Genomic DNA, 22942 nt, shown 5'->3' with positions numbered 1-22942 from the left:
GCAACTAACGCTCACAACAAGCGCCTCATTCCGTCGCACCCCCCTCTGTCCTGCCGGACATCTCCCCCGCAAGGGGGGAGATTGGCAGCGTCGCCTGGAGCGCTTTTTCCTGCAACTCTGACGATTGGCGAGGGCATTCGCGACGGCCGATCTCCCCCCTTGCGGGGGAGATGCCCGGCAGGGCAGAGGGGGGTGCTGTCCCACCGGCACAGGCAAGAGTCTTGGACTGCTCCGCCCGTGGATAATGAAGCCGCATGAAAACCCCCATCGCCATCAAGCGCGGCACGGTGGCCGCGATCTTCATCGACCTGCAGGAAGAGCACCGGCAGGACAAGCGCTACCTGGTCGACGGCTTTGCCGGCATCCTCGCCAACGTCCAGCGCCTGCAGGCGGCGGCGCGGCAGCACCATGTGCCGCTCTACCATTGGGCCTACATCGTCGATCTCGACAGCCAGGACCGGCCGTTCCACCCGGTCGGTGAGGACGGCAAGTCGGCCTTCTCCGACAAGAGCGATCCGCTGACCGAGATCTGCCATGAGGTGGCGCCGGCCAATGGCGAGGCGCTGCTCGTCAAGGCCGAGGCCAGTGCCTTCCGTTCGGGGCCGGCGGCGCGTGACATCAAGTCTTCGGGCATCGAATGGCTGGTTGTGGCAGGTGTCTGGACCGAGGCCTGCATCGACGCGTCGGTCAAGGATGCGGTGGCCAGAGGATTTCGCGTGCTTTTGGTCAAGGATGCTTGCGGCAGCGGCAGTGCGGCCATGCATCAGACCGGCATCCTCAACCTCGCCAACCGGCTCTACGGCGGCGCCGTCACCGACACCGACGGCGCCTGCCGGCTGCTGGCGGGCGAGACCGTCACAGCCTGGCAGGTCGAGGGCTCGGTGCCGCTGCGTTTCACCTTCGACAATGCGGCCGCGCTCTACGCCGATCTATGACTGTCGAAAGCATGACCAGGGGCCCCTACGAAACCCGCCTCGACCCAGAGCTCTGGGCCTATATCGACGCGGTCAACGCCTGGTATCCGCCCGAAATCATCGGCCTGCCGATCGGCAAGCAGCGCGAAGTCTATGACCGGATGAGCCGCGCCTTCCACCAGGGCCGCCCGCCCGGCGTCAAGGCCAGCGATGGCCTGATCGCCGCCGCCGGCCGCGACATCCCGGTCCGCCGTTACCGGTTTGCCAGCAAGGCCGCCCAGGCGATGGTGATCTACTACCACGGCGGCGGCTTCATCCTCGGCGGGCTCGACAGCCATGACGACATCTGCGCCGAGCTCTGCGCCGGCACCGGCTTCGACGTGCTGTCGGTCGACTACCGGCTGGCGCCAGAGCACGTGCACCCCGCCGCCTTCGACGATGCGCTGGCCGCCTTCGAATGGGCAGCGGTGACATCAGGCCTGCCGCTCGTGCTGTGCGGCGAAAGTGCGGGCGGCAACCTCGCCGCCGCGGTGGCGCAGGCGACGCGCCGCCATATCAGAGCTGCGGTCGGGCAAGTGCTGATCTACCCCGAACTCGGCGGCGACGAGCGCGCCGGCTCCTATATCGAGCACACTGAGGCGCCGCTGCTGTCGGTGGCCGACATCGCCTTCTACCGCGACGTCCGCTCGGCCAGGCGGCAATCGCTTGACGATCCCACTTTCTCGCCGCTGCGCGACACCGATTTCACCGGCCTGCCGCCGACGGTGATCGTCACGGCGCAATGCGACCCGCTGTCCTCGGATGGCGAGACCTACCGCGACCGCATTGTGGCCGCTGGCGGCAAGGCGTGGTGGCACGAGGAACCGAGACTGGTGCACAGCTTCCTGCGCGCGCGCAGCACGGTGCCGGCAGCGGCGGAGGCGTTTGCGCGGATTGTGGCGGCGGTTGCCGCGCTGGGCAGGGGTGACTGGCCGTATTGAGTGGCTGAGGAAGGAAGGCGCCGGCGGTGAGGCGCCAATCTCCCCCCTTGCGGGGGAGATGTCCGGCAGGACAGAGGGGGGTGCTGTCCCGCTGACCTTTCAGCTAATCAGCTAAGTCCAGCCGCGTTCTCAGACCGATTTTAAATGATCTGGGGATCGAAGGTTGGCGATCCTTCACACCCCCCTCTGTCCTGCCGGACATCTCCCCGCAAGGGGGGAGATTGGCTGTCACGTCACCCTTCGCCAATTTTCGAAGGGGAGGCCCTCGCTTGGCCCCTGCGGAACCCCGCACAATCACTGCGGATTCCCGAACACTTCCCAGCGTCACCTCGCTCTATCATTCCCCTCAGGCAATGGCGTCCCGGCGGTCGCGTCCGCCCCCGCGTCTGTCGATCGGCCGGGGCGATTTTTCTGTGCATGCCGTTGTCCCAAAACCGCTGGGCACTTTTGGGCGGCATGCATCAACAACAGGGGAACGACGATGAAATTCATGCTGACCGATCGCAAATTGCACCCGAAAGCCAAGCCCGTCGCCGACGATTTCAGGACCGGCGGCATCAACCGCCGCGAATATCTGGCCCTGATGGCCGGCCTCGGCGTCAGCGCCGCCGGCGCGCTGGCACTGGGCGGGCTCAGCACCACCCCTGCCCGCGCGGCGGAACCGAAGAAGGGCGGCGTCCTGCGCGTCGCCATGAACGTCAAGGGTTTCAAGGATCCGCGCACCTTTGACGGCGTGGAGATGTCGAATGTCGCCCGCCACTGCAACGAATATCTGGTGCGCTGGAACACCGACTTCTCCTTCGAGCCCTGGCTGCTCGAAAGCTGGGAGGCGAGCGACGACGCCAGGACGCTCACACTGCATGTGCGCAAGGGCATATCCTGGTCGAATGGCGATGCCTTCAACGCCGACGATGTCATCCACAACCTCACCCGCTGGTGCGATGCCTCGGTGCCCGGCAATTCGGTCGCCGCGCGCATGGGCGCGCTGGTCAATGCCGACACCAAGAAGGTCGTCGATGGCGGCATCGCCAAGGTCGACGACTTCACCATCAAGCTCAATCTGCCCAAACCCGACATTTCGCTGATCGCCGGCATGGCCGACTATCCCGCACTGATCATGCACCGCTCCTATGAGGGCGATGGCGACCCGCTGAAGGCGCTGGCCATCACCACCGGCCCCTGCGAGCTGGTCAGCTGGGATGCCGAGACCGGTGCCGAGGTGAAGCGCAGGGATAAGCCTTGGTGGAAGGGCGAATTCCATCTCGACGGCATCAAATGGGTCGACTACGGCTCCGACCCCAACGCCATGCTGTCGGCGTTCGAATCCGGCGAGATCGACACCGACCACGAGACCGCCTCCGATGCCGTCTCGCAGACCGAACAGATGGGGCTGATGAATTCCGAGATCGCCACCGGCTCCACCATCGTCGCCCGCTTCAATGTCGGCAACGCGCCCTATGACGACGTCAAGGTGCGCCGCGCAGCCCAGCTCGCCGTCGACAATTCCGCCGTGCTGGCGCTCGGCCTCGGCGGCCGCGGCAAGCCCGCCGACAACCACCATGTCGGCCCCATGCACCCCGAATATGCCGATATCGGCCCGGCCAAGCGCGACCTCGACCAGTCGAAGAAGCTGCTCGCGGAAGCCGGCAAGGCCGATCACGAGTTCGAGCTCATCTCCGTCGATGTCGAATGGCAAAAGACCACCGGCGACGCCATCGGCGCGCAGATGCGCGAGGCCGGCCTGAAGATCAAGCGCACCGTGCTGCCCGCCGCCACCTTCTGGAACGACTGGAGCAAATACCCCTTCTCCTGCACCGAATGGCTCGGCCGCCCGCTCGGCGTCCAGGTGCTGGCGCTGGCGTATAAATCGGGCGCCGCCTGGAACGAAAGCGCCTACGCCAGCAAGGAGTTCGACGAGCTGCTCGACAAGGCGCTGGCGACCCCGGACGCCAGGGCGCGCAAGGAGATCATGGCCAAGATCGAGGAGAATCTGCGCGACTCCGGCATCATCATCCAACCCTACTGGCGCTCGGTCTACCGGACGTACCGCAAAGGCGTCGAAGGTTGCGAACAGCACCAGGCGCTCGAGCAGCATTTTGAGAAGGTTTGGATTGAGAGTTGAGGCTTTCCATCCTTGGGTTCCTCGCCCCCACGGGAGTGGGGGAGAGGTGGGCCGGCGAAGCCGGGACGGAGCGGGGGACGCCCTTCGCGAAACCAAAACCGTATCAAGAATGAGAGCTGGCTGACACGACAGCAACCCTTGAGAAACTACCTCCCAACGCCGCGCTGGCCCCTCTCCGTCCCGGCTTCGCCGGGCCACCTCTCCCCACTTCGTGGGGCGAGGAACCAAGCCGCGCCATCCCCGGCGCCTCCATTGCAAGGTTGGCGACTAGCGAAATCATCGACCACCGCGTCCTTCGCCCCGTTTACGGGGAGAAGATGGCGGCAGATGAGGGGCAGCGCCAACGCTGGCCATATGCAACTGGGAAATGGCCGGCGCGAATGCCGGTGAGGCAGTTGCCTGAGCCCGCGCCGGCCACTGGCGAACTGATTAAGGTCCGCCGCCCGGATTTTCTAGCGCTCCGAGTCTGCACGATCAACCAACTCAGGGTTGGTGCGGACTGGTATGCCCGTTGCGTGATTGAAAAAGGCGCTGTCCGGCGACAGTGGCTGTCAATGCACGCGTCCTGACCAGCTCACCGCGCGGGCCGGAGAAGCGTCCAGATCCACCCGATAAAAGTCAGCACCAGGAACGGATAGCCGGCGGCGGGCAGCGGCGGCGAGGTGCAAGGGCGCACCCCAGATGATCATGCAAGCCGAGACGACAAACAGCACGGCGGCCACGAGCGCGGTGAGCCGCATCCACAGGGCGAAGGTTTTCGGCGCGCTGACCATGACAAGTGCCGCCGCCCACAGCGAGATGCCGCCGACATAGGAAGGCACGCTGGCCTCCAGCCCCGCCGCATTGCCCGCCATCAGCAGGGTCTCGCCGGCAAGAAAGGTCAGGAAGCCGGCCGCGACGCAGTCATTGCCGAGCCGCTGGTATTCATCGTCAGCGGCGCGGTCGCCACCACCAGCGCCACACCGTTGATCGTCCATAGCGTTTCGCGCAGTTCGGCGCGCTCGACGAATGTGCCGGCAAGCCCGAATGCGCCACCGATGGCGAGGCCGATCGCGGCGACGGTGTCTGAGGTGGAACGCATGTGATGCCTCCCAAGCCAAAGCAGACTATACTGCAGAGGGAGGCGTTCTCAAAGGATTGGGCTGGCGTATCGATATCGGCAAAACAGCCCCGGAGGTCTGCGTGCTCTTCAGTGGATTGCTGTAGATGTCAACAAATACGAGCTCCACAAACAAGTCACGTGGACCAGCCTAGAAATGTCCCATGAGGAAGGACTTAGCCTGAAAGCCCAGCCAGCTGGTGTCGAATTTTGTTTTGCTTGCTTCTGCCTGGCGTTTTCGGGTATCGGGAATTGTTCAACGTGTTGGGCTTTTCCGTTATGCCAGACTACCTCGCCACTTATGACCTTATGAAGACCAATCCTGAACCTTACTCGGAGTTCCTTGAACAAGCCACGAAGCTTGGCTGGCGCCTTTGGGTCACGGACGGAAAAGATTGGTATCGACTTCCGAACACGACTTTGGAAGGAACGTTCGCTACACGTGATGCTGCGGTAGCTGCCTTGAAGGCAGCTGGCGTTGCCACAGCCAAGGCTATCGGGATCAAAGTGACTATAGAGAAATGGATTGTTACCTCATCGGAGGAGGCGACCTTTAATTCCGACGTCAAGCAGCCTAAGAAATAGAATAATTCGATCACTCGCTTGGGTAACGTCTGTGGCCAAAAGATCAATACAACTCGAAACCCGACGCTTCGCAAAGGCAGGCGATGCGACCGAGTTCTTTCGGGGGATACTTTATAAATATATGGTTGGAGAAAGAGTAGACAACTTTGACGCGCCGGAGCTTCGAGCGCTCTTGAGGCGACATGACGAGGAACGGGAAAAGGTCGGATCGGGGATCGATCATTTTGAGGTCGGTGACGCGCCCGACGATTTTGGCGGCAGATGTTTTTGGATAATTAGAACCGACGGAAGCCGCATCGACTTTTCGTTTAAACATTGCCTTGCCCCCAAACTTGGGGATTAGTGGCTCTCCGGTGAGGCGATCGGGTGCGCGCGAGCCTACGATAGCCTGATCGCGATTGTCTTATCATCGCTCGTGGAGAATGCACCCACCGTATACGAGTTGTCCTCCAATTCCGGTTCAATCATTGCTGTCGCATAAATGATCTGGTGCTCAACCTTGCTCTCCTTAGACACCCGCAGGATCTGCAACTGGAAGTTCTGGCTTCGAATTGCTTCGACGCCCATGTTCTCGTGCGTGTCAATCATGCAGAAGCGAGGGTGACGAAAGAAATCCGTCTTTGTCGCTGCGGCCAAAAATCCTAGATAGAAACTGCTCTTTAGAACAGCTCTAGAGCTTGCCGAGAAGTAATTCTCTCCATCTACACTTACCTTGTTCCCTCCGAATGTAAAACTGACCTCCTTTGGGTCCTCAAAAATATCCTGCCTTCTCAAATCGTTTCGAAGCAGTTCTTTTACCTCATCGGCGATGCGGGTGTATGCTATGGATAGCCTGTTCTGCTGCTGCGCACGCAAAGCCTCATTTTTTGATTTCAATTTCGCTATCTCGCCCTCGAGATCCTCCCGTCTGCTTGATAGCGCTCGAACCGTCTCGACCAGATGAGCCTTTTGTTCAAGATCTTCGGCTTGGCGATCCAGATAGCCCGAGCGTCGATGTAGCTCTCCAAGTCGCTCTCTCGCCAAAGTCGATGGAAGACGCTGTGCCGAAGCCAATTGCATAGAAGCCCGCCGCCACTGCTCCTCCAACACATGCAATTTGGTATCAAGCTGCGTGAGGCGTTCCTTGCGCTTTTTCTGAAGTTCCTCTGACTGACTTATTTGCAAGCTAGTGTCCAGAATCAACGCAGAAACCCGCACCTGGGTCTGCTCTGAATCAAAGGGCGTCTTGCAGAGGTGGCAACTGTGAGGAACGGGATCGTCATCCAAGGGCGCATAGCATGCTGGACACCACTGAAACCGAACCTCGCCGATATGTTCAACCACTTTTGCAGAGTCTTTGAGGGCATCGACTTTGCTTCGAAGGCTCGATAAGAACGAGTCGGAGTCAACAATGGTTAGCGTCAGTCCGTCCCGCTCCTGACGAGCATACACCAGGTTGGACTGAAGCTCCTGCACCTCTCGGTAAACCTTATTTTGGATTTCGAGCGTAAATTCATCTTCGGCTTTGCTTGCAAATAGCGCCTGCTCCGCTTTTTCGATAGCGTTTTGATTAGCAGCCGTCTCGCCCGCCAGACTTTTTCTCTGTGCTTCAATCCACTCAGGGGTCAGTCCCTGGTCCGAGCCGCCGACCTTTCCAAGAATCAGGAACAGGCTGTGCAGTTGACCAATTATTTTGTCCAGCTCTTTACCATATTCTTTTATCTTCTGATCGTTATCATATAACGCGCTGTCATAAGCTCCGCAAAGCAACCGACCTACCGTATCGCGTAAGTTCGCTTGGTCGAATCGCTCAAAGCGAAATATATCTTCAATAGGGCTTAGCTGATCGGCGTATAGCAATCTTAATATCTGATGCATCGTTATATTGCCAGACAGATCACTAGAGACTTCAGGAATACCTAGAAGAGTGAATATCGCTTGAGAAAAGCTCTCTCGATTATTCGTAGTTTTGTATGGATAGCGTACCCATTCCGATCGAGCGGCACCCAAGCTTAGCTCGAACGGACCGCCGAAGATTTCCATTGGTTGCTGGCCGCTGGTCTCGGAAATCTCTCTACTAAGAGTCGCTATACGCCCGTTGATGCGCGCCTCGACGATGACCCTGGTGCAGAGACGAGCGACGGCGCTCCAATCACCCAATTCCCCGCCAAGCCCATAGAAAATGAAATTCAATACCGTGGACTTACCCGAGGAGTTGTCTCCGCGAACGACATTGACACCCTCGTGAAACTTTTCGTCGTAAACTACCAGCTTCCCGCGCTCGACCACCACGCGAGTTACAATTAGCGTTGGCTCATATCGCATCGTATCGATGCTCCATTAAACCGGTTCGTGCCTTTAGGCCGCTGTCCCCCGCGAGGGGATAGTCGTTCGCTAGAATGCTCAAAAACTCCATCAGATCTGATTGTGACTCATTGAGCTGCTCGATGCGTGTCGCCAGTTCGGGTGGGAGTGCTGCCTTCGTAGCCCGGACTTCCTCATGCTCAAGCGCCTCGCTACTCATCAGCGACCGAGTGGCGAGGGTCTGGGCTGCGGCGACTTGCATCGGCCCCATACGTTCAAGCAACATGCGCGAGTCAGGAAGCTCCCCATACGGCTTCATATAGAAATACTTTTCCGACAACTTTTTGAACTTCTGATGCTTCTGCGTCAGACGGATGTCCTGAATCTTGTGGGGGAAGAGCAGGTAGAAATCCAATATCCGAATCTTGTCGTAAGGTAGCGGCCCAACAGCCTCCACAACAGCTCGAAGACGCAAGAATCTGAACACTGTGTGGAACGCATCAAAGGCCGGCTGGAAGGATAACTGCGTCATTTATGCCAACGTATAAAACACTGTTCAGCAAGCCAATAAACCATACCCATGGCCGTATTATGATCTATTTCAAACACGCTTGCACCGCAATCGTCAACCGTCGGGGAGATTATAAGCTCATTGGTAATCTTGTTAATTTGAGCCTCATCGCAATTTGAAATTTGAGGGAGTATTATGTCGTTAAATTGCCGCTCCGCCCTGGCTAAAAGATGCGCCATTATCTGCTGTGCGGATGCATAGAGCGACCAGCGCTCCAGGAGTTTAACGAACATCTCCTTCATTTCCAGGGCGGCAAAATAGGACGACTCTCGGCCGCTCACCTCTAATTTGGCCTTAAGTCCGTTTATACCATCATGAGAACGCTGCGAATAAAATCGCTGAAGACGGTCAATGGTGTCGCGGACGGTTAGATTTTGCTCCATTTCGACTTGAAGTCTCTGCAGCAATTTTTCTACAGCGCTTACCCTGTTGAGGACAGGATAGTTGTAAGTGTTATGGATATCCCGGCCAGCTAGATCGCGCTCTGCACTGGCTCCCGATTGATCAACGGTGGTAGTTATCGTCACGGTCCGCGCCCCAGTAGACACACTATCTGATAGTGGTCTTGTCGCGCCCTACCACATCACCGCCAGCAGTAGCTCCACCTTGGTTTACAGCGGTTCCACCGGGACCTGCCCTGGTTTTGATAACTTGGAACGTAATAAGTGAGCCGGCGCACGCGCCGACTAGAAAGCTAATTATTTCAGAAATGTAGTTCGCAATTGTCGCCATGAATCACCCCCGCTGCGAGGCAATTTAGCATCATTTCTTTAACTTCGGCACTACTTAAAAGGCTAATCACCCATTTTTAAGGCCTGGATAAACGCCTCCTGCGGGATATCCACTTTCCCGAACTGGCGCATCCGCTTCTTGCCTTCTTTCTGCTTGTCCAGCAGCTTGCGCTTCCGGCTCACGTCGCCGCCGTAGCATTTGGCGGTGACATCCTTGCGCAGCGCCGAGATGGTTTCGCGGGCGATGACCTTGCCGCCTATTGCCGCCTGGATCGGGATCTTGAACAGATGGTTCGGGATCAGCTCCTTCAGCTTCTCGCACATCTGCCTTCCGCGCTTTTCCGCCGCCGTGCGGTGCACCAGCATGGAAAGAGCATCCACCGGCTCCTCATTGACCAGGATCGACATCTTGACGAGGTCGCCTTCCTTGTAGTCGGTGAGGTGATAGTCGAAGGAGGCGTAGCCCTTGGAGATCGACTTCAGCCGGTCGTAGAAATCGAAGACGACTTCGTTGAGCGGCAGGTCGTAGATCAGCATGGCGCGCTTGCCGACATAGGACAGGTCGGCCTGGATGCCGCGCCGGTCCTGGCAGAGTTTCAAAATGCCGCCGAGATAGTCGTCAGGCGTCAAAATGGTGGCGCGGATCCACGGCTCCTCGATCGCTGAGATCTTCACCACGTCGGGCATGTCGGCCGGGTTGTGCAGCTCCTTCATCGAGCCGTCGGTGAGAGCCAGCCGGTAGACGACGCTCGGTGCCGTGGCGATGAGGTCGAGGTTGAACTCGCGCTCCAGCCGCTCCTGGATGATTTCGAGATGCAGCAGGCCAAGGAAGCCGCAGCGATAGCCGAAGCCGAGCGCCGCACTGGTTTCCATTTCAAAAGAGAAGCTGGCGTCGTTGAGGCGCAGCTTGCCGACCGCTGCGCGCAAATCCTCGAAATCGGCGGCGTCGACCGGGAACAGGCCGCAGAACACCACCGGCTGCGCCGGCTTGAAGCCGGGCAGCGCCTTGGCGGTTGTGCGCTTGTCCTCTGTGATGGTGTCGCCGACGCGGGTGTCGGCCACTTCCTTGATCGAGCCGGTGAAAAAGCCGAACTCGCCGGGGCCGAGCTCGTCGACATTGATGCGGGCCGGCGTGAACACGCCGGTGCGCTCGACCAGATGTTTTGCGCCGGTGCCCATCATGCGGATGGTCTGGCCCTTTTTCAGCACGCCATCGATGACGCGCACCAGCACGATGACGCCGAGATAGGCGTCGTACCAGCTGTCGACCAGCATCGCCTTCAACGGGGCGGTCGCGTCGCCTTCGCGCGGGGGCGGCAATTGGTGCACGATGGCTTCCAGCACATCGGGAATGCCGAGCCCGGTCTTGGCCGAGATCAGCACGGCGTTGGAAGCGTCGATGCCGATCACCTCCTCGACCTGCTCGCGGATGCGCTCGGGCTCGGCTGCCGGCAGGTCGACCTTGTTCAGCACCACGACGATCTCGTGGTTGTTGTCGATCGCCTGGTAGACATTGGCCAGCGTCTGCGCTTCGACGCCCTGAGAAGCGTCGACCACCAGCAGCGAACCCTCGCAGGCGGCGAGCGAACGCGACACTTCATAGGCGAAGTCGACATGGCCGGGCGTGTCGATCAAATTGAGGATATAGTCCTCGCCATTGTTGGCGTGGTACTTCAGCCGCACCGTCTGCGCCTTGATGGTGATGCCGCGCTCGCGCTCGATGTCCATCGAGTCCAGCACCTGCTCCTTCATGTCGCGCAGCTCCAGCCCGCCGGTCAGCTGGATCAGCCTGTCGGCAAGCGTGGATTTGCCATGGTCGATATGGGCGACAATGGAGAAATTGCGGATGTGGTCGAGGGGCGTGCTCATGGCGCGCGTTTAGCAGGGGTGGCTTGCCCGAGCAAGCGGCAGGCTGCCGCCGCACATGTGGCGCGGCCCGTTGCCTGGCAAGCCGTACGGGCGCTGCCGGGAAGGCAGAGCAGGCCGCTGCCGGGGCAAGCGGTGCGGGCGCTTGTCGCCTTTTCCCCCGGATTCCTCGAAAAATCGATAAATTTTAACCACGCGCGTTAGAGCATAATTTGTGATCGGCATGTTAGCGGGGGGAAATATCTGATGTAAGGACGAAGGCATGCGGGGGCTTGCAGGCAGTTTTATCGAGTCGCGGAGCGGCTCGTTCGCACCGATACTTGTTCTCGCCATGATTCCGCTGATCACCGCGATCGGCTTTTCCGTCGACTACACCTCCGCGGTCCAGACCAGGTCGACCGAGCAGGCGGCACTCGACGCCGCGATCCTGTCGATCACCACGATGGAAACGGCCTCGACGAAGCCGCAGCGCCAGGTGGTGCTCCAGGATACCTACAGAGAAAACGGCGGACAGGGCACAGCGACGCTGAACAGCTTCGACGTCAGCGCCAACGGCACCGCCACAGCGCGGGCCTCGGCAAGCTACGCCATGCCGACCGTGTTCATGCAGATCGCCAGGATCCCGACGGTGGCGGTCGGTGTCTCGTCGGCGGTGAGCAAGACGCCCGCACTGGTGGAGGCCACATTCAACGTCGATCACGTTTCAGGCTACTGGAACAAGACCATGACCTTGTACGGCCTTCCCTACGGTTGGACCTCCACGACCACACCGACGGCCATGATGAAGGCCAACTATAACTACAAAGCGTATAGTTATTCCTATACGAGCGGGGGTAAGACCTATACGGCTACCGAGCCGAAAGGTTACGGCACGACAACTATTACCACGGGACCAACCGATACGCTGGTTCAGACCCAAGTGTGCACGACAGTAGGATCGGCAACCGATTTCACTGCCACTGCGGGAGTTTACAGAAGCACCGCGGTGGCAAAAAGCGGAAAGACGAGCGCCACCATCTATTTCAAGACGACGTGCGCGACCACGAATACCGCCGGAAACAGCAGTGGCGCAACAATCAACGTGAGCACGGTGGACAAGCTCTATCTGCAGATGGATGTGCCGTCCGGACCGGTCAACCCGCTCAAGTCGAACAATACAGACACGTCGAACCGGCTCTACCTCGGCGCCGGGTACAACACCGCGGCACAAAAGGCACTGGACCCTTCCAAATACCTCCCCGTCGAGGTTGCCAGCAACACGGACGTCGACATCTTCAAAGTGGTGCCTTGCAGCCAGACCAGCGACCAGGCATGGGAAGACGGCGGCAACAATCCTCCACTGCCAGACGTCACGAACGCCGACTTCTTCTACAGCGTGACCGGCAAGTGCGACTTCAACAAGCGGCCCTCCAACACGGTGCTGACGCAGTAGACGCTGCCCCAGGCTAAACGCCCTATGGGCTTGTGAGGCTTGGCGATCCTTCACACCCCCCTCTGTCCTGCCGGACATCTCCCCGCAAGGGGGGAGATTGGCAGCTTCGTCGGCCGCGCTCCTGTTGCGAAGCTAGTGATAGGCGAAAGCCGTGATGAGGGTCGATCTCCCTCCTTGCGGGGGAGATGGCCGGCAGGCCAGAGGGGGGTGCTGTCCCTCCGGCTTTCCCTGCGATCTCCCGAACCTTCATCACAAATCGGTGAGCGCTGTAACGAAGCAGCAAGCAGCGGCGAAGTGGGGACATGAGCGGTGCATCCAGGCGCCGCTGCCCACGGAGCAAGCCGATGTCGCGATCCTGCACGTTCATCAAAGTGTCCAGCCTCTCAGCGCTCGCGCTGGCGGCGTCGCTCGGTGCGGCGGCGGCCCAGCCGCTCACCGTGGTCGAGCTGTTCACCAGCCAGGGCTGCTCGTCCTGCCCGCCGGCCAACGCCAATCTGATCAGGGTCAAGGACCAGCCCGGCGTGCTGGCGCTGTCGTTCAACGTCACCTACTGGGACTATCTCGGCTGGAAGGATATTTTCGGAAAACAGGAATTCACCCGGCGCCAGGTCAATTACGAGCCGGCGCTCGGCCGTGACGGGCCGTTCACGCCGCAAGTGGTGGTCAACGGCCATGCCGATGTCGTCGGCGCCGCACCCGGCGAGATCGAAAAGCTGATCTCGGCGAGCGGCCGGATAAGAGGCCCGGCACTGTCGCTCGATGGCGGCAAGATCAGCATCGGCGCCGGCGCCGCACCTGGCGGCCACGCCGATGTCTGGCTGGTGCGCTATGCCAAGGGCGTCGTCGAGGTGCCGGTGGCGCGCGGCGAAAACACCGGCCGCACCTTGCCGCACGCCAATGTCGTGCATGCGCTCAATAACCTCGGCAGCTGGACCGGCGCGGCCACGACGTATCCGCTGCCCGCCGCATCCGGCGGCCTGAGCACCGCCGTGCTCGTGCAGTCGCCCGGTGGCGGGCCGATCCTGGCTGCCGCGGCCGACTAGATCGCGCTTCGGCAAGAGATTGCGCAACGCCGCATGGAGCGGCGCCGCATAGCACGGCCGCCAAGAGGGCGCGCCTTCAACGACCCAACCCCAAGGAGACCATCAATGACCATTTCCCGCCTGACGCTGCCGGCGCTCGCTCTCGCTTTGTGCTCGACGGCACTGTTTGCCGGCGGCATCGCCCGTGCCGACGACGCGACCAACGCGATGAAGCCGGCTGCAAATGCGATGAAACCGGCCGCGGATGCGATGAAGCCTGCAACCGATGCGATGAAGCCGGCCGACCCGATGGCCACCAATTCCATGAAGCCGGGAACCGACGCCATGAAGCCGGCAACGGATGCGATGGCGCCGGCCAAGTAAAGGTGGTGCTGTTTCCGGCTTCGGTCCCGCGGGTCCGAAGCCGGATGCACGTGAAAGTGAGGCTTCGGCCGCAACTCGCCCGTCGCATGATCGTATCTTATCCAATAGACTCCACATGATGGACGTCACAGGAGCTCAAGCCATGACCGACATTCAAAAACCAGTCACCAGACAATCGTCGAACGTCTTCCGCAGCGCGCTCGCCGCCCTGGCACTTGCCGCAGCGGGCGCCGCCTTCTGGCTGACGCCGGCGGTTTCAGCCGAGGACGCGGTGAAGATCCCGCCGCCGGCAATCGACGAGAAGGCGGCCACCGGCACTGAAAAGGCAATCTTCGCCGGCGGCTGCTTCTGGGGCGTGCAGGGCGTCTTCCAGCACGTCAAGGGCGTCACCAAGGCCGTCTCCGGCTACACCGGCGGCGACAGGGACACCGCCGTCTACGAGACGGTCGGCTCAGGCCGCACCGGGCATGCCGAATCCGTCGAGATCACCTACGATCCGTCTGAGATCACCTATGGCCAGTTGCTGCAGGTGTATTTTTCGGTCGCCCACAACCCGACCCAGCTGAATTTCCAGGGTCCGGACTCCGGCACGCAATACCGCTCGACGATCTTCGCCGAAACCGATGCACAGAGGAAGATCGCGCAAAGCTACATCGCCCAGCTCGACCAGGCCAAGGTGTTCCCGGAGCCGATCGTCACCACGCTGGAAACCGGCAAGACCTTCTATCCGGCCGAGAATTACCATCAGGATTTCCTGACGCTGAATCCGACCTATCCCTACATCGTCTACAACGACCTGCCCAAGGTGGCGAACTTGAAGGCACTGTTCCCGACGCTCTACAGCGAAAAGCCCGTGCTGGTGCTGTCGGCGAGCAATTGAGATAGCGCTGGTTGGCGTGTGGGAGGTGCGAAGGGCGGCGATGCCCTCCTTCCCTTCGTCATCCTAGGGCGGAGCAAGGAGCGAAGCGACGCAGCGCAGACCCTAGGATCCATGCCGCGACGTTGGGCGTAGAATGCAACGGGGCGGGATGGCTGCCCGGCAGATCGCCAGCTATCTTCGCGCGATGACAGGCTACGTTTACATGACCGCTAGCCAAAAGCGTGGCACGATCTACATCGGTGTCACCAATGACCTCGGCCGCCGCATGCCGGAACACAAATCCGGCCAAGGCGCAGGGTTCACCAGCCGCTACGGCGTGCAGCGGCTGGTCTGGTATGAGGAATTTTTCGACATCACTGATGCCATCCAGCGCGAGAAATCACTGAAGCGCTGGCCTCGCCAATGGAAGATCGACCTGATCGAAAAAGCGAATCCGGAGTGGTTCAAGCTTTTTCGCGGGGCGGGGTGGTAGGCGCACCGTTTCTTGCACCGTCGGATCACTGCACCACCGTTACGGCATGGATCCTAGGGTCTGCGCTGCGTCGCTTCGCTCCTTGCTCCGCCCTAGGATGACAAAGGCACGGTAGCCGCTGACACCTTCACCCCCACTGACCCACCTCAATCATAAGTCAAATCCGTCGCCTTGCCGCCGAACACCCGGTAGGCATAGAACGAATAGAAGATGATGACCGGCAGCACGACCACGGTGCCGGCCAGAATGATGGCCAGGCTCTCCGGCGCGGAAGCCGCCTGCCAGATGGTCAGGCGATCCGGCACCACGAACGGGTAGAACGACCAGGCGAGGCCGGCAAAGCCGAGCGCGAAGATGGCGGCCAGCGTCAGGAACGGCATCAACGAATGGCGGTCGTCGGGCTTCGGCAGATGGAAGGTCTGCCGCCACAGCCACAGGAACAAAAGCGCCGACAGGATCGGCAGCGGCGACAGATAAAGCATTTCCGGCCAGACGAACCATTTGTCGAAGATACGCGGGCTGGCGAAGGGCGTCGCCAGCGACACCGCCGCCATGCCGAGCGCGGTCAGCACCAGCGCGGTGCGCAGCCAGCGCACGGCCTTCCTCTGCAACTCGCCTTCAGTCTTGTAGATCACCCAGGCGGCGCCCATCGCCGCATAGGCCGCGGCAAGGCAGAACGCCACCAGCACGCCGAACGCCACGCCGCCGAGGCCGACATCGAGGCCCAGCACATAGACGCCCAGCATATAGCCCTGCGCCAGCGATGCGATGATGGAGCCGAGGAAGAAAATACGGTTCCAGCGGTGCTTGCGCTCGGTCGGCACCTTGGCGCGGAAATCGAAGGCGACGCCGCGCAGGATCAGCCCGAGCAAAAGCACGAAGACCGGAATGTAGAGCGCCGTCAGGATGACGCCATGCGCCAGCGGGAAGGCGACCAGCAGCAGGCCGACGGCCAGCACCAGCCAGGTTTCGTTGGCGTCCCAGAACGGGCCGATCGCGGCAATCATCGTATCCTGTTCGGCGTCTTCAGCGGCGGCGAACAGAATGCCGATGCCGAGATCGAAACCGTCGAGAATGACGTAGATCAGGATGGCGAGGCCCATCAGGCCGGCGAAGATCAAGGGGAGCGCGGTTGGCCAGTCGAAGCTCATTTTCTTCTCCTACTCGCCAGCCGCCGGCTGCGACATGGCGGCGTTCATGACGCCCGGCAGCGGCGATGAATCGCCGTCCTTCGCCGCCTTCAGCGCCAGGTGCACCAGCACGCCGAGATAGGCGATCAGCAACAGCACATAGAGAACGAGGTATATGGCGAGCGTCAGCGCGACATGGCTGCCGGCCACCGGGCCGACCGCGTCGGCGGTTTTCAGCACGCCGGTCACCAGCCAGGGCTGGCGGCCGATTTCGGTGGTGTACCAGCCGGCCAGCGTCGCCAGCCAGCCCGACAGCGCCATCGGCACCATCAGCATGGCCAGCGGCTTGGGCAGGCTGTGCCGGCGCTTGAGGAAGAAGGCCGCCGACCATGAGACGAGCAGCATCAATATGCCCGTGCCGACCATGATGCGGAAACCCCAGAACACCGGAAAGACCGGCGGATGATTGCCGGGATAGTCGTTCAACCCCGGCACCACGCCGCTGGTCGAGTGCCGCAGCACCAGGCTGGCGCCATCGGGAATGGCGATCTCGAATTTGTTCTCCCTGGCTGCCTCGTCGGGCAGCGCGAAGAGCACCAGCGGCACGTTGGGGCCGGTGTTCCAGTTGGCCTCCATGGCGGCGATCTTCTGCGGCTGATGCTCCAGCGTGTTCAGCCCATGCTGGTCGCCGGCGAAGATCTGGATCGGGATCAGGGTCGCCGCTGTGAAGACGCCGGTGCGCAGCGCCTTCCACATCGATTCCGAGCGGTCGCCGGTGAGATAGCGCAGCGCCGACAGGCCAGCGATCAGGAACGACACCGTCAGCCCCGACGCCAGCAGCATGTGGGTCAGCCTGTAAGGCATTGACGGGTTGAAGATGATTGCCCACCAGTCGACCGCATGCGCCACGCCGTCGCGCATCTCGAAGCCGGCCGGCGTCTGCATCCAGGAATTGAGCGCGATGATCCAGAATGCCGAGACGGTGGTGCCGCCGGCGACCAGCACCGTCGCCAGCGTGTGGATGCGGTTGGAGACGCGGCGGAAGCCGAACAGCATGATGCCGAGGAAGGCCGCTTCGAGGAAGAAGGCGGTGAGGATTTCGTAGGCCAGCAGCGGCCCGGCGATGTTGCCGACCTTTTCCATGTAGCCCGGCCAGTTGGTGCCGAACTGGAAGCTCATGGTGACGCCCGAAACCACGCCCATGGCAAAGGACAGCGCGAAAACCTTCACCCAGGTGAAATAGGCGCGCATCCAAGCGGAATCGTTGGTCGCGTTGTAGCGCAGCTTGAAGAACAGCAGCACCCAACCCAGCGCAATGGTGATCGTCGGAAATAGAATATGGAATGAAATATTCGTGCCGAACTGGATACGCGAAAGTATGAGCGGGTCCATGATGGGCTCCGGCTGCTGCAAATACTCGCGAAGGATAGGCCCGAAGCGAGTTCACGTCAAAGCGGCGTCCTGCCGCGAGGCTGAACGCCACAGGACAATTTTGCCGGTTGCGTGCCGCGCAACTCCGGGCCTGTGCGCCGCACCTGCAACGGCCGGCCGGCACGATTGTCGAGAACTGTCAGCAGGGCATTGACTTGCGGTTGCAAGCACCGACATTCGTCCTATATCAGGGGACCTCTTTCAAGCAGCCGTTTTCATCCATGCCTTCCATCCTGTCCATTTCCGGGGTCTCCAAGACCTACGCAACCGGTTTCACCGCGCTCAAGGAAGTCAATCTCGACATTCAGCGCGGCGAGATCTTCGCGCTGCTTGGACCCAATGGCGCCGGCAAGACGACGCTGATCTCGATCGTCTGCGGCATCGTCAACCGTTCGTCGGGCACGGTCACCGTCGACGGCCACGACATCAACAAGGATTATCGCGCCGCGCGCGGTCTGATCGGGCTGGTGCCGCAGGAACTGACCATCGACGCCTTCGAGAGCGTCTGGGCGACGGTCAATTACAGCCGTGGCCTGTTCGGCAAGCCGGCCAACCCCGGCTTTGTCGAGAAGGTGCTGCGCGACCTGTCGCTGTGGGACAAGAAGGACGCCAAGGCGATCACCTTGTCGGGCGGCATGAAGCGCCGGCTGATGATCGCCAAGGCGCTGTCGCATGAGCCGCGCATCCTATTCCTCGACGAGCCGACCGCCGGCGTCGACGTCGAGCTGCGCCAGGACATGTGGGCGATGGTGCGCCGGCTGCGCGAGGACGGCGTCACCATCATCCTCACCACGCACTATATCGAGGAAGCCGAGGCGATGGCCGACCGCGTCGGCGTCATCAATCGCGGCGAGATCATCCTGGTCGAGAACAAGGCCGAACTGATGCGCAAGCTCGGCCGCAAGCGGCTGGTGCTGGAACTGCGCAATCCGCTGACGGCCGTTCCCGAGGCGCTCTCGCGCTATGCGCTGGAATTGTCGCCGGATGGCGGGCAGCTGACCTACACCTATGACAATCAGGCCGAGAGGCCCGGCGTCGCCTCGTTGATGCGCGATCTCGAGGCCGGCGGCATCCAGTTCCGCGATATCGACACGCAAAACTCTTCGCTCGAGGAGATCTTCGTCAATCTGGTGAGGAGGGAGCCATGAACCTGCGCGCCGCCATGAACCTTCGCGCAGTATGGGCGATCTACCGGATGGAAATGGCCCGTGCTTTCCGCACCGTGCTGCAGAGCATCGTCTCGCCGGTCATCTCGACGTCGCTGTATTTCGTCGTCTTCGGCTCGGCCATCGGCTCGCGCATCACCGAGATCGACGGCATCAGCTACGGTGCCTTCATCGTGCCGGGTCTGATCATGCTGTCGCTGTTGACGCAGTCGATCTCCAACGCCTCCTTTGCCATCTATTTCCCGAAATTCGTCGGCTCGATCTACGAGCTTCTGTCGGCGCCGGTCTCCTATCTGGAGATCGTCATCGCCTATGTCGGCGGCGCCGCGACCAAGTCGATCATCCTCGGCCTGATCATCTTGGCCACCGCCTCGCTGTTCGTGCCGCTGACCATCCTGCATCCGTTCTGGATGCTCGCCTTCCTGGTGCTGACAGCGGTGACCTTTAGCCTGTTCGGCTTCATCATCGGCATCTGGGCGAAGAGTTTCGAGCAGCTGCAGCTGGTGCCGCTGTTGATCATCACGCCGCTGACCTTCCTCGGCGGCAGCTTCTATTCGATCAACATGCTGCCCGAGATCTGGCGCACGGTGACGCTGTTCAACCCGGTCGTCTATTTGATCAGCGGCTTCCGCTGGAGCTTCTACGGCAAGTCCGACGTTTCGGTCGGCGTCAGCCTCGGCATGACGGTCGTCTTCCTGCTGGTCTGCATAAGCATCGTCGCCTGGATCTTCAGGACCGGTTATCGGCTGAGGAATTGAGCGGCGAAAGTACAGGTCTGTTGAGATTCAGGTCAGGCCGAGACGAAAATGGTGGATTCCGAGAACCGGAGCGGAGCGTACTTTTCGTACGTGAGCACCGGAAGCGCAGGAAGCCGCCATTTGCAGGCCGGCATCACCTGAATATCAGCAGACCTAGATCGCCTTGACCAGCCGCAGCAGCCCCAGCATCTCGACATACGTTCCCTTGCGGAAGGCGATGTAGACCGGCTCCTCGACGCCGTGGAAGCGGCGCTTGAACGCCGCCTGGCCCTGCAGGTTGAACCTGCGCCGATTGACCCAGGGCGAAGAATAGGCGCGCTGGAAGGCATTGCGCCAGAAATCGCTTTCGGCAAATCCGCTCGGACCCACATCGACGAGCGGCGACAGGCCGAGCGTGACCACCGAGATGCCCTCTTCGCGAAAACGGTCGACGGCGAACTTGGTCAGGCCGATCTCGGCATGCGGTGAGGCGTCGAGATGCTTGCGCTTGAAGGCGGTGGTGTAGCCGATGACCTTGCCGTCGGCAAACAACGGGTCGAAGTCGAGCAAAGCGACCAGTTCGCCATCGGGACCGTGCAGGACGAAACGGCGCATGTCGGTGCCGAGATGGTCGGCGAAATGGCGGTTGAGAAAACCCATCTCCCAGCGCTTGACGATGCGGTCGCCGCGCCAGTTTTCCGAAAGCCGGGCGATCTCGTCGAGGTAGATGGTGCGCTTGTCCTCTTCGAACGAAAAGCCTTTCTTCAGCAGCCAGCGCTCGGAGTAGCGCACGGTGTCGTTGCGCTTCCCGGAAAAATCATGCTCGGGCAGGGCGAGGCGGGTGTCGATGCCGAGGCGATTGACCTTGTATCCAAGCCCGGCCAGCACGCATGCGGTGTCCTCGCCGACCTGCACGAACCATGGGCTGCCGGCGGTCTCGACGAAGCGCTTGATGTAATCGGCCCGACGCGCCGGAGCCGCCACCGGGTCGCCGAGCGCGAAGTGGTGCTTCATCTTGGTACCGAAGGCGATGTAGCCGTCGGCGTCGCCGAAATAGGAAAGCTTGCCTTGCACGGCGGTGGAATAGGCGAGCGAGAAGTCGCCATAGCGGCGCACCAGTGCCAGGCGTTCGACATGGGTCAGCGCCTGCCGCTCGACCTCGGGCGCGGCGGCCTCAAGGATCTTGTCGAAATAGAACCGCAAGGAGGGCATGGTCGAGATTCCGCGTGCCACCTACAGCGCCGGCCGTCCAGGACGCGCCAAGGTGCTGTAACACTTTGATTCTGCGCATGACTCGAAAATCGGACTCGACTTCGGGCATGCGCGTGGGGGATAACCGAGACCCGCCAGCCACCCAAGGCCTCGAATCAATCACATTGCCGCGAACTGATTACCGTTGATATCGCGCATATGCCATATAGAGCGCAACCGCGGCCCGGCGTGTGGCGCTAAATCGCATCGCTCGAAATTCGGCCGCGGTTTGCTGCAGGGATCCTGCGCGCGATCAAACGGTTACAGCGTCCTGCGAGCCTTGCGGCGGGACGTCCAATGGGATTCGAGTGAATGACTGATACGACAATCAGATCGGTTGCGGATCTGCCGGCCATGGTCGAGCCGGCAATCGTCGTCGGCGCCGGTGCTGCCGGGCTGGCCGCCGCGCATGCCTTGATGAACGCCGGCGTGCCGACGGCGATCCTGGAAAAGGAAAGCCGGCTGGCCGAGCCCTGGCACCGGCGCCACCAGCAATTGCATCTCAACACCCATCGCGATCTTTCTTCGCTGCCTGGTCTCGCCTTTCCCCCTGGCACGCCCGCCTTTCCGCAAAGGATGGTCGTCATCCGCCACATGAACGATTTCCAGAAGGAGAACCGGCTGCCGGTGCAGTTTGGCGTCGCGGTCGAAGAGATCACCTTCAAGGGCGATCACTGGGCATTGCGCACCAGCGCCGGACCGCGCTTCGCCCGCAATGTCGTCATCGCCACCGGCCGCGACAGGCAGCCATTCACCCCCGAATGGAAAGGCATGAAGGATTTCGCCGGGCGCATCGTTCATTCGGCGGATTTCGGTGACGCGCAAGCCTATGCGGGCCAAAGAGTGCTGGTCGTCGGCGCCGGCAATTCGGGTTTCGACGCGCTCAATCATCTGGCCGGCATCAACACGGCAGCCATCTGGCTGTCGGCCCGCAACGGCCCCGCTTTGCTGCCCAAGCGGATTGCCAAGATCGCCGTGCATAGGCTTTCGCCGCTCATGGCGCGCCTGCCTTTGCGGATCGCCGATGCCGTGATGGCGGCAACGCAGCGGCTGGTTTTCGGCGACCTGACCAAATTCGGCCTGCCGCCCGCGCCTGCGGGCGGCGCCAGCCGCCTGAGCTCGGATTACACCGCGATCGCCGCCGACGACGGCGCCGTCGGCGCCATCAAGGCCGGCAAGATCACCGTCGTGCCGGGCATACGGGAATTCACCCGCGATGGCGTGATCCTGGCCAATGGCAGCCTGATCTATCCCGACATCGTCATTGCCGCGACAGGCTACCGCACCGGGCTGGAGCCCATGGTCGGCAAGCTCGGCGTGCTCGACGCCAAGGGCGTTCCGCTCTTCAACGGTGGCGAAGCTGATCCAAAATTGCCCGGTCTGTGGTTCACCGGCATGCGGCCAAGCATTCGCGGCTGCTTCGCCAATGCCGGCATCCTGGCCAAGGCGATCGCCAAACGAATTGCAAGGTCGGCCCCGCACCAATCCAGCGCATCACGCTGATTTCGGTTCCAGCCGCCGGAAACCGACGGCTTCCATCAGCATGTCTTCTTCCACCATGCCGGCATTGTGCAGGGCGAGCAGGTTAAGCGCGATTTCCCGCGCGTCGGCGGAATCGGGATGTGCCTCGCGCCGCCGGCAGGCCTCGTCGAACACGCGCTGCAGCTTGGCGATATCGGCTGGCTTGAGCAAGCCACGGTCATAGACGGACTTCGACATGGCGATCTCCTGATAACGACCTAGAGCGCCACGTTTAAATTGCCAGTCTTTCCCGAGGCTTGACCGACTTCCCCCCGTCACCTCGTCATCCTGGGGCGGAGCAAGAAGCGAAGCGACGCGGCGCAGACCTCTGGAGCTGCTCCGCAGCCCAAGGGATACATGCCGCG

Annotated in this window: 23 protein-coding genes; 13 read left to right on the top strand and 10 right to left on the bottom strand. The window is 61.2% G+C overall.

What is annotated here, in order from left to right; genetic code table 11:
• Positions 1-254 precede the first annotated feature (254 nt).
• From NKI99_RS30045 to NKI99_RS30035, 3 genes are all read left to right on the top strand, one after another.
• Positions 255-935: an isochorismatase family protein gene (locus NKI99_RS30045; protein ID WP_352613166.1), complete on the top strand. Its 681-nt coding sequence runs from the start codon at positions 255-257 to the stop codon at positions 933-935.
• A gap of 11 nt (positions 936-946) precedes the next feature.
• Complete coding sequence (locus NKI99_RS30040) at positions 947-1894, top strand: alpha/beta hydrolase (protein WP_352613164.1); 948 nt, start codon at positions 947-949, stop codon at positions 1892-1894.
• A 481-nt stretch (positions 1895-2375) separates the two neighbouring features.
• Positions 2376-4016 carry an ABC transporter substrate-binding protein gene (locus NKI99_RS30035; protein ID WP_352613162.1) on the top strand — a complete coding sequence of 547 codons (1641 nt, stop codon included), beginning with the start codon at positions 2376-2378 and terminating at the stop codon, positions 4014-4016.
• Positions 4017-4567: 551 nt separating this feature from the next.
• Here the strand turns inward: NKI99_RS30035 and NKI99_RS30030 are convergent.
• Positions 4568-4870 (bottom strand): hypothetical protein, encoded by a 303-nt coding sequence (locus NKI99_RS30030; RefSeq protein ID WP_352613160.1) that lies wholly within the window; start codon positions 4868-4870, stop codon positions 4568-4570.
• A 26-nt stretch (positions 4871-4896) separates the two neighbouring features.
• On the bottom strand, positions 4897-5097 hold the full coding sequence (locus tag NKI99_RS30025; protein ID WP_352613158.1) for a hypothetical protein: 201 nt from the start codon (positions 5095-5097) through the stop codon (positions 4897-4899).
• A gap of 270 nt (positions 5098-5367) precedes the next feature.
• Here NKI99_RS30025 and NKI99_RS30020 point away from each other — a divergent pair, with 270 nt between their 5' ends.
• Both NKI99_RS30020 and NKI99_RS30015 read left to right on the top strand, forming a co-directional pair.
• Positions 5368-5700 carry an alpha-amylase family protein gene (locus NKI99_RS30020; protein ID WP_352613157.1) on the top strand — a complete coding sequence of 111 codons (333 nt, stop codon included), beginning with the start codon at positions 5368-5370 and terminating at the stop codon, positions 5698-5700.
• 121 nt (positions 5701-5821) lie between these two features.
• Positions 5822-6043 (top strand): DCL family protein, encoded by a 222-nt coding sequence (locus NKI99_RS30015; RefSeq protein ID WP_352613186.1) that lies wholly within the window; start codon positions 5822-5824, stop codon positions 6041-6043.
• A gap of 35 nt (positions 6044-6078) precedes the next feature.
• Here NKI99_RS30015 and NKI99_RS30010 read toward each other — a convergent pair whose 3' ends face one another.
• The 4 genes from NKI99_RS30010 to lepA form a co-directional block, all read right to left on the bottom strand.
• Positions 6079-8004: an AAA family ATPase gene (locus NKI99_RS30010; RefSeq protein WP_352613156.1), complete on the bottom strand. Its 1926-nt coding sequence runs from the start codon at positions 8002-8004 to the stop codon at positions 6079-6081.
• Positions 7994-8515, bottom strand: a complete 522-nt coding sequence (locus NKI99_RS30005; protein WP_352613155.1) for an ABC-three component system middle component 5 — start codon at positions 8513-8515, stop codon at positions 7994-7996. The genes NKI99_RS30010 and NKI99_RS30005 overlap by 11 nt, the downstream gene beginning before the upstream one ends.
• Positions 8512-9081, bottom strand: a complete 570-nt coding sequence (locus NKI99_RS30000) for an ABC-three component system protein (protein WP_352613154.1) — start codon at positions 9079-9081, stop codon at positions 8512-8514. The genes NKI99_RS30005 and NKI99_RS30000 overlap by 4 nt, the downstream gene beginning before the upstream one ends.
• Positions 9082-9348: 267 nt before the next feature.
• Positions 9349-11154: a translation elongation factor 4 gene (lepA, locus tag NKI99_RS29995; protein ID WP_127808532.1), complete on the bottom strand. Its 1806-nt coding sequence runs from the start codon at positions 11152-11154 to the stop codon at positions 9349-9351.
• Positions 11155-11413: 259 nt separating this feature from the next.
• Here lepA and NKI99_RS29990 point away from each other — a divergent pair, with 259 nt between their 5' ends.
• From NKI99_RS29990 to NKI99_RS29970, 5 genes are all read left to right on the top strand, one after another.
• Entirely contained in the window at positions 11414-12583 is a 1170-nt protein-coding gene (locus NKI99_RS29990; protein WP_352613153.1) for a TadE/TadG family type IV pilus assembly protein, read from the top strand.
• 344 nt (positions 12584-12927) lie between these two features.
• Positions 12928-13626: a DUF1223 domain-containing protein gene (locus tag NKI99_RS29985; RefSeq protein ID WP_352613151.1), complete on the top strand. Its 699-nt coding sequence runs from the start codon at positions 12928-12930 to the stop codon at positions 13624-13626.
• 105 nt (positions 13627-13731) lie between these two features.
• The gene (locus NKI99_RS29980; RefSeq protein ID WP_352442941.1) at positions 13732-13989 is read left to right on the top strand and encodes a hypothetical protein; all 258 of its coding nucleotides are present in this window, start codon (positions 13732-13734) and stop codon (positions 13987-13989) included.
• A 142-nt stretch (positions 13990-14131) separates the two neighbouring features.
• Positions 14132-14869 carry a peptide-methionine (S)-S-oxide reductase MsrA gene (gene msrA / locus NKI99_RS29975; RefSeq protein ID WP_352613149.1) on the top strand — a complete coding sequence of 246 codons (738 nt, stop codon included), beginning with the start codon at positions 14132-14134 and terminating at the stop codon, positions 14867-14869.
• 184 nt (positions 14870-15053) lie between these two features.
• Positions 15054-15341, top strand: coding sequence for a GIY-YIG nuclease family protein (locus NKI99_RS29970; RefSeq protein WP_352613184.1), 288 nt, complete (start codon positions 15054-15056; stop codon positions 15339-15341).
• 146 nt (positions 15342-15487) lie between these two features.
• Here the strand turns inward: NKI99_RS29970 and NKI99_RS29965 are convergent, their stop codons facing one another.
• Positions 15488-16492, bottom strand: coding sequence for a cytochrome d ubiquinol oxidase subunit II (locus NKI99_RS29965; protein WP_128305637.1), 1005 nt, complete (start codon positions 16490-16492; stop codon positions 15488-15490).
• 9 nt (positions 16493-16501) lie between these two features.
• Positions 16502-17863, bottom strand: a complete 1362-nt coding sequence (locus tag NKI99_RS29960) for a cytochrome ubiquinol oxidase subunit I (protein ID WP_352554369.1) — start codon at positions 17861-17863, stop codon at positions 16502-16504.
• Between the two features lie 260 nt (positions 17864-18123).
• Here NKI99_RS29960 and NKI99_RS29955 point away from each other — a divergent pair, with 260 nt between their 5' ends.
• Both NKI99_RS29955 and NKI99_RS29950 read left to right on the top strand, forming a co-directional pair.
• Complete coding sequence (locus NKI99_RS29955; RefSeq protein ID WP_023813461.1) at positions 18124-19050, top strand: ABC transporter ATP-binding protein; 927 nt, start codon at positions 18124-18126, stop codon at positions 19048-19050.
• Between the two features lie 14 nt (positions 19051-19064).
• Positions 19065-19826 (top strand): ABC transporter permease, encoded by a 762-nt coding sequence (locus NKI99_RS29950; protein WP_128305642.1) that lies wholly within the window; start codon positions 19065-19067, stop codon positions 19824-19826.
• Positions 19827-19979: 153 nt separating this feature from the next.
• Here the strand turns inward: NKI99_RS29950 and NKI99_RS29945 are convergent, their stop codons facing one another.
• Positions 19980-21017, bottom strand: coding sequence for a phosphatidylglycerol lysyltransferase domain-containing protein (locus NKI99_RS29945; RefSeq protein ID WP_352613148.1), 1038 nt, complete (start codon positions 21015-21017; stop codon positions 19980-19982).
• Between the two features lie 351 nt (positions 21018-21368).
• Between NKI99_RS29945 and NKI99_RS29940 the strand changes: the two genes are divergently transcribed.
• Positions 21369-22559, top strand: a complete 1191-nt coding sequence (locus NKI99_RS29940) for a flavin-containing monooxygenase (RefSeq protein ID WP_352613147.1) — start codon at positions 21369-21371, stop codon at positions 22557-22559.
• Here NKI99_RS29940 and NKI99_RS29935 read toward each other — a convergent pair.
• Complete coding sequence (locus NKI99_RS29935) at positions 22551-22775, bottom strand: hypothetical protein (protein WP_013528677.1); 225 nt, start codon at positions 22773-22775, stop codon at positions 22551-22553. The genes NKI99_RS29940 and NKI99_RS29935 overlap by 9 nt on opposite strands.
• Between the last annotated feature and the right edge of the window lie 167 nt (positions 22776-22942).

Origin of the sequence: Mesorhizobium sp. M0239 (assembly GCF_040321815.1) — a bacterium.
Classification (GTDB): domain Bacteria; phylum Pseudomonadota; class Alphaproteobacteria; order Rhizobiales; family Rhizobiaceae; genus Mesorhizobium.
This window is presented reverse-complemented; position numbering and strand designations above follow the sequence as displayed.